Raw genomic sequence first — 13,252 nt, forward strand, 5'->3', positions numbered from 1 at the left:
ACGCTGGTGGTCAGACGCTGGAGGCGGAGGCCGGGGCGGGGGTGGAGGTCTCCGTGGGGGCCGTGCCGTACCCGCGGACGAGGCCGAGCTTGCCCGCGACGACGTAGAGCACGAAGGCGAGGACGAGCGAGTTGACGCTCGGCAGACCCCAGGTGACGAAGTACCCGACCAGGCTGGCGATCAGCCAGATGACGAGGGTGGTCGGCACCCAGCGCGGCGCGGCGGCGGGCATCGCGCCCTCGGCGCGGCTCGCGTCGAGCTCGCGGCGCCAGGTCCGCACCACGAAGTACTCGGCGACCATGATCCCGGCGATCGGCGGGAAGGTGACGCCGAGCAGGGAGAGGAAGTCGGTGAACCGCTCGAGGATGCCGGCCGCGGCGAGCACGCTGCCGACGACGCCGAGGATCGCGGTGACGACCGCCCGGTTGGTCCGCTTGCCGAAGACGGTGCCGATGAAGTTCACCAGGCCGAGGCCGGAGGAGTACAGGTTCCAGTCGTTGATCTTCAGGGTGCCGACGATGATGATCAGCACGCCGATCCAGCCGACGGTCGAGGTGACGATGACGATGATGTTGTCGGACCGGATCGCGTGCGCGAGCAGCACGCCGACCAGGCCGATCACGTACTCGCCGAGCGTGATGCCGACGATGGTCTGCTTCACCACGTCGCCGACCGACCGGTTGAACCGGGTCATGTCCGGCGTGATCACGGCGCCGACGATGAAGCCGCCCGCCACGAGCGTGGTGCCCTGCAGCAGGGTGAGGGACGGTCCGGCCGGGGCGGAGGCGACGAGCTCACCGAGCGAGTGCTTGGCCAGCTCCGACCCCACCGACCACGCCACCAGCACCACGAACGCGGGCACGGTGAGGTACGCGGTCCACGCCATCGACTTGAAGCCCTTGATCACGATGGCGGTGACGGCGAGGCCGAACAGCAGCGCCCACAGCCACACCGGCATGATCGGCATGAGCTGGTAGAGCCCTTCGGCGGAGACCGCCGACTGGATGCCGAACCAGCCGACCAGGCTGATCCCGATCGCCAGCCCGATCACGGCCGAGCCGGCCTGGCCGAACCCGCACCAGCGGGCGAGCGTGGAGGTGGAGATGCCCTCCCGCATGCCGATCACGCCGAGCGCGATCGCCACCACCTCGAGGATGACGGCGCCGAACGTGATCGCCAGGAAGGAGTCCCAGAAGGACATGCCGAAGCCGAGGGTGGCTCCGAGCAGGAACTGGCTGAGCGCGGAGATCTGGCCGAACCGCTGGACCGCGACCGAGTACCAGGAGTAGCGGGCGCGGGCCGGGACGCGGGCTGTGGCGAAGTCGTCGGTGCCGAAGGAAGAAGCCATGACGCCTCCGGGGGGCATTTCGGCCTGGTCATTCCAGGCAAATGTGCTGTCCCCCAACGTAGAAACGCAGGTCGGAAGGCGTCACGGTGCGAACCGCCCAGAAGATCGCGTGTGGCTGTGCAGAGTGCACACCGCCGGGGCGGTACGGCCGGCCGCGTCGGCGGTGGGTGACCGGGGTTTACGGTACGGCGGCGCGGCCCGGGCGGCGGGTCATCCCGGCTCGCCCTGCTCGATCCACTCGCGGACGATCCGGTCGACCTCCGCGGCCAGCTCCTCCTTGCGGTAGGAGCGGTCCGGCAGCTCGTTGAGCCGCGCCATGGTCTCGGCGGGAATGTTGATGTGCTCGGACGCGCGCGAGTACACGTCGCGGCGGGTCGCCACCTCGCGGTCGCGGAACACCTCGTCGATCACCTGTCGCATCTCGTCGAGCACGCTGTGTTCGGCCATCGCCATCCCTCCCTGCGCCCTCCCCTACCCACGGGCGGCGGGAATGTACGGCACGGCCCCGGGGGCCGGGGCCGTGCCGTACGGGTGCGGAGGAGGAAGGACTGGGTCAGCTCTTGCGGGGGACGAGCATGTCGACGACCCGGATGAAGCCGTCCTCGGCGTATCCGAGGCCGACGGCGCGGCCGGCCAGGCCCGCGACGGCGCGCATCACGCCGGCGCCGATGCCGTGCCCCTCGGAGGTCTCGATGACGTGGGACATCGTCGACACGGCCGAGGTGAGCGGGTTGTCCCCACCGGCGAACCGGCCGGTGTCCGCCTCGTCCCCGGTCTCCTCGAAGATCGGCGGCAGGATCTCGGCGATGCCCTTGGCGAACGGGAGAAGCTCCCGGGCGGTGACGCCCTCCGCGCGGGCGAGGGCGAGCGCGTGGGCGTATCCCGCCATCGCGGTCCCGGCGCGGGTGCGGCCGAGGGGCCGGGGTCCGGCTCCCTCGGGCCGCCGCGCCTCCCCCGCCCCGGCCCGCGGGCCGTCAGGCCGCGATGCGCACGCCCTTCATCGGGGTGAAGCCGAAGAGGTTGACGTCCACGGTCGTGACCTCCTCCGGCGGGGCCGTCATCAGCACCCACAGCCGGACACGCCGGCCGGGCCCGAGGCTCTTCAGCGTCGTCACCGAGCAGACGCAGTGGCGGGGAGACCCGGGGTCGTCGCCCGGCGTGGTCAGCGGCAGGTAGCGGGTGCCGTCCGGGCCGGTGAGCGCGACCCAGAAGAACTCGGTGTGGAATCCGGTGATCACGCCGATCTCCTCGGCGTCGCGGTCGATCGCGCCTTCCGCCAGCCGCACCTCGCCGCCGGAGGCGTGGCTGAGGGAGAACGTGGCGATGAGGCCGCGCCGGCTGATCCTGCGCAGCTCGAGCAGCTCGGCGTTGAGCCCGGTGAGCCTGCGCACCCCTCGGGCCGTGGCGAGCGGCGTCCCCGGGTCGGTGGCGGCGGGCTCGGCGGAGGGGGCCGAGGACGGGGTGGGCCGCGGGGAGGGCGCGGGCACCTCGCGTTCGAAGATCACCTCGACCCGGCGGTTGCGCGCCCGGGCCCGCTCCGAGGTGCCCTTGACGGCGGGCTGGGTCTCCCCCTTGCCCTCGGCGGTGAAGGAGACGCCGGGGTTGCGCACCAGCGAGCGGAGCGCCTTCCGCACGGCCTCGGCGCGGCGGACGGACAGCCGGAGGTTGTACGCCTCGGTGCCCACGTCGTCGGTGTGCCCGACGATCTTCACGGTGCCCTTGGCCTCGGTGCCGATGCGGTCCGCGGCGCGCCGGAGCTCCTCCTTGGCCTTGCCGGTGAGCGTGGCCTTGTCGAACTCGAACAGCACGTCGGTGTTGAGGGCGATCTCCACGCGGGTGCCGCTCTCCGCGACGGAGACGGTGGTGCCGCTGGTGCGCGTGACCAGCTGGGTCGTGTTCGGGTACGCGGCCTCGATCACGGCGGCGTCCGGCTCGCCGTCCACCTTGGGGCCGGTGCCGGCCGGGCTGATCGGCAGCGGTGGGGTGAGGCCCGCGCCGTGGAAGCCGACCGCCACGGACGTGGTCTCGGGCGGCACGTGGTAGACGGCCCACAGCGTGGCGGACTGCCCGGGTTCGAGGGTGGCGGACACCTCGGAGTAGCTGCACAGGCAGCGGGCGCGGACCTCGACGTCGTCGCGTTTCATCGGGTGGTAGACCGCGAAACGCGCGTCGTCCAGGAGGAAGAAGCCGGAGAACGCCTGGATGTAGTCGTAGGCGTTCTGACCGGCGAGGTCGTAGGAGTGAAACTGCCCCAGCCGCACCGGGCGCCGGTCGGCGGTGACCCGGAAGCGGGCCGTGACGCTCGTCGGCGTGGTGCGCTCCAGGCCGATGACGTCGATGCGCGCATGGCCGATGTTCTCGTCGTGGCCGTCGCCGTAGAGGGTGGCGAGGGCGGGTGCCGCCTCCGGGGCCGGGGAGCCGGTGGCGGCGGGCGAGGACGCGGGCGAGGATACGGGCGCGGATGCGGTCGTGGTCGCGGCCGTCGGGGACGGCTCCGGGTCACCGGCCTGGCCGGGAGAGCACCCGACGAGCCCGAGCGCGAGTCCGCACGCAAGCCACCATCGTGGACGGGCGCGCCAGACGACCATAAGTCCCCCCATTTGGCGATCAATGTCCGGTTACGCGATCGCAGACTCTGGCGCGCACCGACTTTAGAGATCACCACACGGAGACGCGATCGGAAACGAAAACAAAAATCCTCGCATTCATCACTAACTGCGCATATTCCGTTCCTGGCGGCGCAGGTCCGGATCACGGTGGGCGGTGACGGCCTCGCGGCCCGCCGCGGCCGGGCCGATCAGCCGATGGGCTCGTCCACCCGCACCCGGTCGCTTTCGCCGTCGGAGAGGAACGCCGCCAGCGCCCGGCCCTCCTCCGCGAGCGCGTCCCGGTCGGCCGGGGAGAGGCGGCGCAGCGGCGTCACGATCACCGTGCCGGCCTCGACGGTCCAGGTCGCGGCGACCCGGCCGTCAACCAGGGCGAAGCGGGCGCCCTCGACCGACAGGCCACGGTGGGCGTCGTCGATGATCCGGCTGCGGTCGTGGTAGCCGAGGATCGCGTTGTCGAACGCGGGCAGGAACCGCACCGGCGCCGGGGTGTCCGGATCGGGGCGGGGCGCGTCGGGGAGGTCGAGCAGCTCCCGGCCCCGCTCGTCGCGGAAGGCGACGAGTTCGTCCCGGATCGCCGCCACCGCGTCCGGCAGCCCGGCGAGCCCGGACCAGGCGCGCAGATCGGCCGTCGCGGCCGGGCCGTACGCGGCGAGGTAGCGCCGTACCATCGCCTGGCCTGCGCGATCGACGCCGTCCGCGGACGGCGGGTCCACGTCGCGGCCCAGCCAGGTCGAGAGCAGCACGTGGCGCACCCCGGCCTTCGTCCGCCACAGCCCGCGCGGCGGCGCCTGGGCCAGCGGCACCGCGGAGATCAGCAGCTCCATGAGCGCCTGCCGGGACACGGTGGGCCGATGCTCGGCGAGCGCCGCGACGAGCTCGCCCCTCGTGCGGGGCTCCCCGTCGGCGAGGACCGCGCGGGCCTCCGCCGCCAGCTTGTCCAGGTCGACGCCGTCGGCCTCGCGGCGGAAGGTCCCCATGACCCGTTGGCGGAACATGTCGTCGTACCGGGCCCGCCAGGCGAGGGCGTCGTCGGCGGTGACGAGGTGGATGGTGCGCCGCATCAGGTGGGTCCGCACCACCCGCCGCCCGACCAGCAGCTCCGAGAGCGTCGCCGGGTCGAACGCGCGCAGCCGCGACCAGAGCCCGACGAACGGTTCCTGCGGCTCCTGCGCCTGCAGCCCGCACAGGTGCGTGACCGCGTCGAGGACCGGCAGGTCGGCCCGGTCGAGCAGCAGCTGCCGGGCGAGCGTCGCGCGATTGAGCGCCCGGGCGTCCAGCACGGTCATGCGGTCACCCCGGCCCGTCTCCCGCACCGGTGCGGCGTCAGGACACGGCAGGCCGCGCCCGGGACCACGCGGCCACCACGATCGTCTCGTCCGGACGTCCTCGATGTCGGCATGACCCAACGATCGCAGCCATGACCGACAAAACCTGTCCGCCGCCGTTCCGACCCGCCCGTCGCCCCCGCAACGGCCGATCCGCCAGGCTCGGCACCCACCGGATATCGCCCGTCCCCGGCGGTTCCGGTATCGCCCGAGCACACCCGATCAGGGCTCGATACGGCGTCAGGGCGTAGGTCAGCGCCGTTTCGGCGGTACGGACGACCGTACCGGTCTGCGCACGCGCGGCAGCCCCGCGTGATCGCTGTACACACGTTCGAATGGTCGTGACAGGACGCCAAGCGCACGAGTACGCCGGCGGCATGATCGCTGGGGCGATCGGGAACGCGCCGCGCTCGTCGCGCTGCTTCGCCGTACCTCGACGGAGAAGGGTGAGCGCGAGGTCGTGCGGCGGATCACCGAGGGCGCCTCGGTGGTCGACCTGCTGCGCGAACGCCTCGAACCCGCGGACCTCTTCTCCGACCCGCTCGAAGAGGCGATCGACGAGGCACGGCAGGAGGACGAGGCACGGCAGGAGATCGAGGGCTGGGAGCGCGAGGGCCTGCGGCTCATCACGCTCGGCGGCGCGCACCATCCGCACCGTTTGCGGGACGTGTTCGACCGGCCGCCCTTATTGTTCGCCCGGGGGCCGTGCTGGCTGATGACCAGGGTGTCGCCGTGGTCGGCTCCCGGCGGGTCTCGCCGTCGGGTCGACAGGTCGCCGAGGACCTGGCGATCCGGCTCACGGAACGCGGCCTGACGGTCGTGTCCGGTCTGGCCGCCGGTGTCGACACCTGCGCGCACCGGGCCGCGATCCGGGTCGGCGGCCGGACGGTGGCCGTGATCGGCACCGGGATCCGCAGACACTGTCCGCCGGAGAACGAGGGACTCCAGCAAGCCGTCGCGGAGCACGGGGCGGTCTTCTCCCAGTTCTGGCCCGACCGCGGCCCGGACAAGACGACCTTCCCCGTACGCAACGGCACGATGTCGGGCTACAGCCCGGCGACGATCACCGTTGAGGCGGGGGAATGGAGTCGTCGCTGCAGCACATCGTGATGACCCACCGCGAATACTCGCTGGACATCTGCCCGGTCACAGGCGGCGCCTGTCCGCCGCCCGGACCGAACATGACGGCGTCCTCTTGACCGGAGCCCCGGGTTCCGCCGCCAAGGCCTGTCGTCGCGCCGTCGGGCGATGTGATCAGACTGGGGACGCCGCCGCGTCGATGGCGGACATGAGGTCCTGCAGGGAGAGCGAGCCCGGGGGACGGCGGTCGCGGGCGAACTCGTTGGCGAGGCGGTGGAGGACGTCGTTGGCCGGGGTGGGGACGCCGTGGAGGCGGCCGAGCAGGGAGATCTCGCCGTTGAGGTAGTCGGCCTCGATGGAGCCGCTGCCCCTGGCCAGGCTCTGCCAGGACGAGCTGCGGTTGGCGACGGCCCCGGGGATGTCGACGGCGGTGACCCGGTCGCCGCGCCGGGCGCGCTGCTCGTCCACCGAGGCGTACTCGATACCGGCCGCGTCGAGCACCGCGGCGCCCTCGGCACGCACGAGGGCGCCGATCTTCTCGGTCCCGGCGGGGTCGCCGCAGACCGCGTCGTAGGCGTTGAGCAGGTTGGTGAGCAGCTTGGCGTACTTCCAGCGCATCACCTTCTCGTCGGGGTACGCGGCGAACGCGTGCCCGGACAGGTCTGCGGCGATGCGCCGGGCGGTCTCGTCGAGGCCGTGCGGGTAGCGGCCGATGTGGAACATGCCGGAGAGCGGCGTGCCGTACGCGACGACGACCCCGGGTTCCAGGTGGGTGGAGGGCAGCCACACGCACATGCCGTACACGCGGGCGAAGCGGCGCAGGGCGAGGCGCTCGTTCTCCACCGCGTTCTGGGCACAGACGAGGGGCAGCCGCCCGGCGGCCGTGCCGCCGCCCTCGACGGGCGCGTACGCCCAGGTGTCCAGCGCGGCCTGGGTGCCCTGGGTCTTCACGCAGAGCATGAGCACGTCGTCGGGGGTGAGCCGCAGCTCGCCGGGCTCGCTCACCACCGGAATCCGCAGCGTGTCCGTGCCCTGAGGGGTGACGAGGCGCAGGCCCTCGTCACGGAGGGCGCGGGCGTGCTCCCCCCGAGCGACCAGCACGACGTCGTGGCCGCCCTGGAACAGCCGGCCGCCGATCGTGCCGCCGATGGCCCCCGCGCCGATGATGACGTACCGCATGGTGCGAGCATCCCACGGAGGCCCGTGGCGACTCGTTCCGGTCCGGCGATGTTCGCCGGCCTGGCCCACCGCCTCGACCGGGTGTCCCGCGGCGGTGCCGTACGGCGGTGCCGACCGTGGGCCGGGAATGGCGCGGTCACCTGGGTCCGGATGGGGAAAGCCGGTCCGGCGATGCCGCCGGACCGGCTTCAAAGGTGACTGTTTCGCAGGATGACCGTGATGACGCGCGGCGCCCGATGCCGGTTCCGACACCGGCCGCCGCGGCCCTCAGATCACGCGCTTATGGTGACCGCTACCGGTAGGCCCTCAGAAGCCGAAGCCACTGCCGAAGCAGAGGCCGTCGAACCCGAAGAGCCCGAAGCCGTCGAAGCCCCCGAACCCGAAGCCGAAGCCATCGAAGCCGAAGCCATGGCCGAACCCACAGCTCGAGAAGCCACCGGACTGAGCCGTGGCCTGAACGGTCGTGGTCGCCTGGGCCGGAGCCGCGGTACCCATCGTGAGAGCGCCACCGACGAGCGCGGCGGCGACAAGCGCGTTGGCCATTCGCGTGAGTTTCATCCGTCACTCCTTGTGATGGTGGTCGGGGGGCACCGTTGCTGATGTCCGGTTACGTGCCGAAATAACCCGATACATAGAGCTATCTAGCGAATACGTATTGTTATCAGCAGGAGACGGCCGCGGGCTTAATCGATCTTGAAATTGCCTCTGGCGTACCTAGAGCCTGCTCGCGCCCCGCCGGCACCCGGCCGGGCCGTACGCGGACCCGGCCTCCGCGATCAGACCGGGGCGCGGCGGCACACGCACATCTGGCCGCGAGCCTCCCGATTGCGTCAACAAACCGGACTGACCAGGTCAAATGCCATCGACACCGCGCAGACTCGCCGCCCACCCTGGTGGAGACGGCCGTTTGACCCGCGGCCGGTCCCGCACTGGCAGGGGGAGGGCAGACGATGAACGACCGGCGGCGGCTCATGATGCTCGCCCCACCGCTGCTTGCCACGTTCTGGTACGGCTCGCCCGCGTTCGCCGCCACGACACCCGCCGAACCGGACCCCGCCACGGCGACCACCACCGAACCCGCCGCCGACACGGAGACGAGCGGCCCCAGCGGCCTGCGGCCCACCGGCCCCGAGACCGTCCCGGTCGGCCAGGAGGCGCTGCGCACCATGAGCCAGGACGAGCGCGACGCCGTCCAGGTCGTCAACCGGTTCTGGGAGCGGAACTGGCCGCGCAACTTCCCCGGCCGCTACACACCCCCGGAGGTACGGGGCCGCTACGACCCGGCCAACCCGCCCATGTGCGGCGACGTACGGCTGGAGCCGGGCAACGCGTACTACTGCCCCTCCGGCGACTACATCACCTGGGACGGCGACTTCGTCAAAGGCGACCCGTACCTGGAGGGCAACACCTTCCCGTACATCGCGATCGCCCACGAATGGGGCCACGCCATCCAGCACCGCACCAACGAACTGGCCGGTCCGACCGCCAAGGTCGAACTCCAAGCCGACTGCCTCGCCGGTGCCACCCTCACCGGCGCCCGCAACGAGGGCTACCTCGAATGGGAGCCCCTCGACGAGGAACGCCTCCTCACCGCGGTCGCCGGCATCGGCGACGACCTCCCCGAAACCGACCCCGGCCACCACGGCAGCCCCGAAGACCGCATCATCGCCTTCGAAACCGGCGAACAAGGCGTCCAGGCCTGCCTCTCGCGGCCGTGATCATCTCTCCCGCCGTCCGACCGGCGCGACCGCACATGGACCGAGCCGGAGCCGCTTGGCCTCGAATGCGTTCGGCATTCGGGCGGAGATATCGTCGACCGACGACCATTCAATAAGGATTGAATTACGCACGATGATCGGTGGTTACGTGCGGCGTACAGTCCGCTCATGGGAATCTTTGGAAAAGCCGCCGCGGAACGGGTCACGGAACAGGTCGACATTGACGCACTGGTCGCCCGTCTCGGTACACGGAAAGACGAACTGCGCGCATTGGTAAGCCGGCGGGTGTACACCGAGATACGCTCGCGGGATACCTCCGAACTGCTGACGCTTCAGGTGACCGAAGGGGACCGGACCCGTACGCTCTCCCCGAGCCCGACGCCCGAATACGCGGCACACTTGTTCCGCTATATGCGTGGCCAAGGCGGCTCGAAGATCTCCTGCAAGCTGGAGGAGATCGTCGAAAAGGCCGTCACGGACGCGGTGACGGAGTTTTATCAGAGCGAGGAGACTCTGCAGACGCTCTTGGACGGCCTGGCCGACCAGCTCCGGAACCGGGCGGAGATCCACCGCATCCTGGAGGAGGAGTTACGCAAGACCGGGGCCTATGCCCGCGGTCAGATCAAGGACGCGCTGGACATATCCGAGAGGACGACGGTAGCGGAACAGCTCGCCGACCAGCTCGGCCAGGGAGTCGTGAATGTCGTTCAGGAGACCGCGGTGGGCGGAGCGCTGGCCGCGCTGCTCGCCAAGGCGCTGGCGATCCCCGCCGTGAAGGTGGCCATGATGAAGGCGCTGAGCACGGTGCTGGCCAGTGCGGCCTTCAAGAAGATCCTCCTCGTCGTCGGCAAGAAGCTCGGCGTCGCGCTTTTTGTGAAGCTGGCCCTGGTCAAGATCGTGGGCGTGAGGGCCGGCGCGATGACGGCGGTGATCGTCATCCCGATCGTCATCTGGTTCCTCGTCCACCAGTGGCAGACCTTCCCTGAGAAGGTCGCCGGGAAGGTGTCGAAGGAGGTGGCGGACAAACTCGTCGCCGAGAACGACACCCTGGCCAAGCGGATCGCCACCGCGTTCGTGGCCGCCGCTCTGGAAGTTTTGGACGACCTGCTGGAGCACATTCACGACCGGTTGCTCGAGGAAGCCTCCTGATCCCGGCACCCACAAGCCCTGGGTGCGCGGGAGAGAAAGGCCCGGCATCCCGTGGAACAGGGGGTGACACGGGATGCCGGGCCTGGGCGTGGCCGCCGCGCGGCTGGGTTGACGTGATGGGGAACGCGTACGGCCACGCGCTGGAAGGGCACGGCGGCGCGCGATCATCCTCGGGTCGGCGCGTCTTCCCCCGGCGTACCGTGGGCACGCGCCGCCGCGCCCGGCCTATGGCCCGCCCTCAGGCGGGAAGTGCACGCGGGCAGTGGCGTGAGCGTGAGCGTTCGGGCGGCGGACGTCGGTCACGCTCGTCCCCCGCTCGTCGCGGCGTCGATCATCTCCGCGTCCCGCATCGCCTCCCACAGCTCCTCCGGCGTACGCGCGTCGACCACCAACCCCCGCGACACCGGCCAGGCGGCGAACGCGATAAACCGGCGCGACCACGGCCCATACACGACCACCCACCCGGGCTCCTCCGCATCGAGACGCGCCGCCTGCTCCCGCTGCCGCACGTCCCACCGAATCCGCCGCACCGGCGTGTACGGCACGCCACAGCGATGCCGCCCTGCCGTCACCGGCCGCGCACCCCCTGTTCACGGCCGGGGCGACGAGCGTGATCACCTCTCTCCCCGCTCGCCTTGTGGACGGCCGTGAACGTGCCGTTGTCGTGCTCGATGACGTCGAACTCAGGTCTGCCTGCGAGAGCCCTGCATGCCGTGTTGTCGGCCATGTACGCAGGGTAACTCAACTTCCCTATACCTCACTACGGTTACCCGCAGGTATCTCTAGGTGTCTGCATAGATCTAACGTCGACCGCGTGATCGACTGGCGCCCCAACGCTCCGAAGTGGGAGCAGATAGCCGAGGTGATCCGAGCCAGGATCGCGGACGGGACCTACCCGCCCGATACGGCCGTACCGTCCGAGCACGCCCTCGTACGCGAGTTCGGCGTGGCCAGAGCCACGGCTCGCAAGGTGCTGGTGCGCTTGCGCGAAGCCGGCGTGATCTACACGGTGCGCGGGATGGGATCGTTCGTCACACCGCCGGACAAGGCAACCGACCAGCGCGCCGAGGCCTGAAAGCCCCAGGTTCCAGAGAACCCATGCGATGAACGTGACCGAAGGAACCCGCTCATCGCATCACGCGTCGTGAAACCAGCGACTACGGCCGTCGCCCGTCGTGCTGCTCTCGGGCATGCGTCCTGCACCTTCCGGCGGACTCGACGGCCAAGAGGCCATCGCGCACGTCCTGGGTCATGCGAGCGGGGCGGCCGTACCCGGCATCGCCCTTCGAGCCACGGATGGAGACGACAAAATGCGCAAACTGAGCCGCCTCGGCATGTGAAGATCTCCATGGCCAGTTCGGCAACCGGCCACAACCCGGCACTCGCATAGGAAGGGCCCGGCAAGGGGAGAAATCATGGTTCGTCGCTGGAGTCCTGACGGCATACCCGCACCGATCGCGGCGTACAACCACCTGGCGGCCGTGCCAGAGGGTCATGAGCTGGTCGTCTTCGCCGGGCAGGTGGGCACGCTCAGCGACGGCAGCCTCGCCGGTCCCGACGCGGAGGCGCAGGCCAGGCAGGCCCTCGCCAACATCGAGGCGCTGCTCGGCACGCTCGGCGCCACCCCGGCCAACCTGGTCAAGCTGTTCACGCTGGTCGCCGGACGCGAGCACCTGCCCGGCCTGCGCGCCGCACTACGCGACACGCTCGGCAGGTGGTTCCCCGACGGCGACGTACCCCCGAACACGCTCGCCGTGGTCGCCGGGCTCGCGACCCCCGAGATCGTCGTCGAGATCGAGGCCATGGCCGCGGTCCCGCGCCGGCACCCGACGGGCGAGTAGCCGTACGTCCGCTACCGCGCCCGCTTCCGGCCCAGCGAGTGTAAGGACAAGCGGCACGAACTTCCATGCCTGACGGTAAAGAGCGGCTCGAGCACGCCCAGTGACGGGCCGTACCGGACGTAGGGCACAGGTCCCACGAGCACGGCCCTGGAGTCCTTGCTCACCGAGGCTCGCGATCCCGACGAGCGGGAGAAGGTGGTCGCCGCCTCCCGGGCGGCAGCTCTGGTGGCCTGCTCATGGCCCCGTGCCGAACTCACCGCCCTGTCCTACCGGGTGCGCGAGGTGCCGGGCGACCCGCTTCCCGGCAAACTCGCCGCCTGCGCGTCCAACCGGGAGCGTGCTGCGGTCATCGCCGCCGAGCTGGAAAGTCGCGGCGGGTTTCCGCTGGTCCGGTCGTGGCGCACCGCCAGCGACGCCGCTGCGATCCACCGGATGCGGGAGTTGCTCGCCGACCCTCGGCGCGTTCTGGAGCGCGTACGGGGCTACCTTGAGATGTCGCTGCGTCGGCTCTATCGATGCCGCAATATCGTGCTCCACGGAGGTTCCATCGGCGGGATCGCCCTCCCCGCCGCGCTCCGTACCACCGCTCCGCTGGTCGGCGCCGCCCTGGACCGTATCGCACACGCCCACCTGGTCGCCGACACGCCGCCGCTCGTCCTCGCCTCCCGCGCCGAGACCGCCCTCCGCATGGTCGGCGACGACCTTGGCCCCGGCCTCTGCGACCTCATCGACTGAAGACGTGCCGGGCGGGAGCAAGGGACCGATGACGTCTCGCGTCGGGGTCCGGCGCACGATCATCTGGCATTGGTTCGGCATGGGCATGGGAAAAGGCCCCTCCCAAGATCGGAAGGGGCCTCTGAGCTGAGCCGCCTGAGGGAATCGAACCCTCGACCTACGCATTACGAGTGCGTCGCTCTGGCCGACTGAGCTAAGGCGGCGGTGCCATACGGCGAGAAAGAGTCTACAGGGTCGGAGGCGGTGTGCGCTCCTCGGTTAGCCCCGG

Annotated in this window: 15 protein-coding genes and 1 tRNA gene; 7 read left to right on the forward strand and 9 right to left on the reverse strand. The window is 70.8% G+C overall.

Annotated features, from left to right (window positions below; genetic code table 11):
• Nucleotides 1-10: 10 nt before the first annotated feature.
• The 5 genes from FHX40_RS21315 to FHX40_RS21335 all read right to left on the reverse strand — a co-directional run bounded on the left by FHX40_RS21315 (nucleotide 11) and on the right by FHX40_RS21335 (nucleotide 5,243).
• Entirely contained in the window at nucleotides 11-1,348 is a 1,338-nt protein-coding gene (locus tag FHX40_RS21315; protein WP_142261260.1) for a purine-cytosine permease family protein, read from the reverse strand.
• A gap of 210 nt (nucleotides 1,349-1,558) precedes the next feature.
• Nucleotides 1,559-1,795, reverse strand: coding sequence for a hypothetical protein (locus tag FHX40_RS21320; RefSeq protein ID WP_142261261.1), 237 nt, complete (start codon nucleotides 1,793-1,795; stop codon nucleotides 1,559-1,561).
• A gap of 106 nt (nucleotides 1,796-1,901) precedes the next feature.
• Nucleotides 1,902-2,237, reverse strand: coding sequence for an imine reductase family protein (locus tag FHX40_RS21325; RefSeq protein ID WP_189136165.1), 336 nt, complete (start codon nucleotides 2,235-2,237; stop codon nucleotides 1,902-1,904).
• Nucleotides 2,238-2,322: 85 nt separating this feature from the next.
• Nucleotides 2,323-3,948, reverse strand: coding sequence for an OmpA family protein (locus FHX40_RS21330; protein ID WP_142261262.1), 1,626 nt, complete (start codon nucleotides 3,946-3,948; stop codon nucleotides 2,323-2,325).
• A gap of 197 nt (nucleotides 3,949-4,145) precedes the next feature.
• Nucleotides 4,146-5,243: a winged helix DNA-binding domain-containing protein gene (locus tag FHX40_RS21335; RefSeq protein ID WP_142261263.1), complete on the reverse strand. Its 1,098-nt coding sequence runs from the start codon at nucleotides 5,241-5,243 to the stop codon at nucleotides 4,146-4,148.
• A gap of 499 nt (nucleotides 5,244-5,742) precedes the next feature.
• On the opposite strand from FHX40_RS21335, the gene FHX40_RS25245 reads away from it, so the two are divergent.
• Together FHX40_RS25245 and FHX40_RS21340 are read left to right on the forward strand one after the other, a co-directional pair.
• On the forward strand, nucleotides 5,743-6,096 hold the full coding sequence (locus tag FHX40_RS25245; RefSeq protein ID WP_170198913.1) for a hypothetical protein: 354 nt from the start codon (nucleotides 5,743-5,745) through the stop codon (nucleotides 6,094-6,096).
• A complete protein-coding gene (locus FHX40_RS21340) occupies nucleotides 6,015-6,392 on the forward strand; it encodes a DNA-processing protein DprA (RefSeq protein WP_229788500.1) in 378 nt (125 codons plus the stop codon). The genes FHX40_RS25245 and FHX40_RS21340 overlap by 82 nt, the downstream gene beginning before the upstream one ends.
• 144 nt (nucleotides 6,393-6,536) lie before the next feature.
• On the opposite strand, the gene FHX40_RS21345 is transcribed toward FHX40_RS21340, so the two are convergent.
• Nucleotides 6,537-7,541, reverse strand: a complete 1,005-nt coding sequence (locus tag FHX40_RS21345; RefSeq protein ID WP_142261265.1) for a ketopantoate reductase family protein — start codon at nucleotides 7,539-7,541, stop codon at nucleotides 6,537-6,539.
• A 306-nt stretch (nucleotides 7,542-7,847) separates the two neighbouring features.
• Nucleotides 7,848-8,099, reverse strand: a complete 252-nt coding sequence (locus FHX40_RS21350) for a hypothetical protein (RefSeq protein WP_142261266.1) — start codon at nucleotides 8,097-8,099, stop codon at nucleotides 7,848-7,850.
• A gap of 392 nt (nucleotides 8,100-8,491) precedes the next feature.
• Here FHX40_RS21350 and FHX40_RS21355 point away from each other — a divergent pair, with 392 nt between their 5' ends.
• Both FHX40_RS21355 and FHX40_RS21360 read left to right on the forward strand, forming a co-directional pair.
• Nucleotides 8,492-9,259, forward strand: a complete 768-nt coding sequence (locus FHX40_RS21355) for a neutral zinc metallopeptidase (RefSeq protein ID WP_142261267.1) — start codon at nucleotides 8,492-8,494, stop codon at nucleotides 9,257-9,259.
• 168 nt (nucleotides 9,260-9,427) lie between these two features.
• Nucleotides 9,428-10,408, forward strand: coding sequence for a hypothetical protein (locus tag FHX40_RS21360; protein WP_142261268.1), 981 nt, complete (start codon nucleotides 9,428-9,430; stop codon nucleotides 10,406-10,408).
• Between the two features lie 299 nt (nucleotides 10,409-10,707).
• On the opposite strand, the gene FHX40_RS21365 is transcribed toward FHX40_RS21360, so the two are convergent.
• Nucleotides 10,708-10,938, reverse strand: a complete 231-nt coding sequence (locus FHX40_RS21365) for a hypothetical protein (RefSeq protein WP_142261269.1) — start codon at nucleotides 10,936-10,938, stop codon at nucleotides 10,708-10,710.
• A 284-nt stretch (nucleotides 10,939-11,222) separates the two neighbouring features.
• Here FHX40_RS21365 and FHX40_RS21370 point away from each other — a divergent pair, with 284 nt between their 5' ends.
• The 3 genes from FHX40_RS21370 to FHX40_RS21380 all read left to right on the forward strand — a co-directional run bounded on the left by FHX40_RS21370 (nucleotide 11,223) and on the right by FHX40_RS21380 (nucleotide 12,984).
• On the forward strand, nucleotides 11,223-11,483 hold the full coding sequence (locus tag FHX40_RS21370) for a GntR family transcriptional regulator (protein WP_142261270.1): 261 nt from the start codon (nucleotides 11,223-11,225) through the stop codon (nucleotides 11,481-11,483).
• A gap of 340 nt (nucleotides 11,484-11,823) precedes the next feature.
• The gene (locus FHX40_RS21375; RefSeq protein ID WP_142261271.1) at nucleotides 11,824-12,249 is read left to right on the forward strand and encodes a RidA family protein; all 426 of its coding nucleotides are present in this window, start codon (nucleotides 11,824-11,826) and stop codon (nucleotides 12,247-12,249) included.
• 156 nt (nucleotides 12,250-12,405) lie between these two features.
• Nucleotides 12,406-12,984 (forward strand): hypothetical protein, encoded by a 579-nt coding sequence (locus tag FHX40_RS21380; protein ID WP_142261272.1) that lies wholly within the window; start codon nucleotides 12,406-12,408, stop codon nucleotides 12,982-12,984.
• A 129-nt stretch (nucleotides 12,985-13,113) separates the two neighbouring features.
• On the opposite strand, the gene FHX40_RS21385 is transcribed toward FHX40_RS21380, so the two are convergent.
• Nucleotides 13,114-13,187, reverse strand: a tRNA-Thr gene (locus FHX40_RS21385).
• Nucleotides 13,188-13,252 lie beyond the last annotated feature (65 nt).

This window comes from Thermopolyspora flexuosa, assembly GCF_006716785.1.
Lineage (GTDB): Bacteria > Actinomycetota > Actinomycetes > Streptosporangiales > Streptosporangiaceae > Thermopolyspora > Thermopolyspora flexuosa.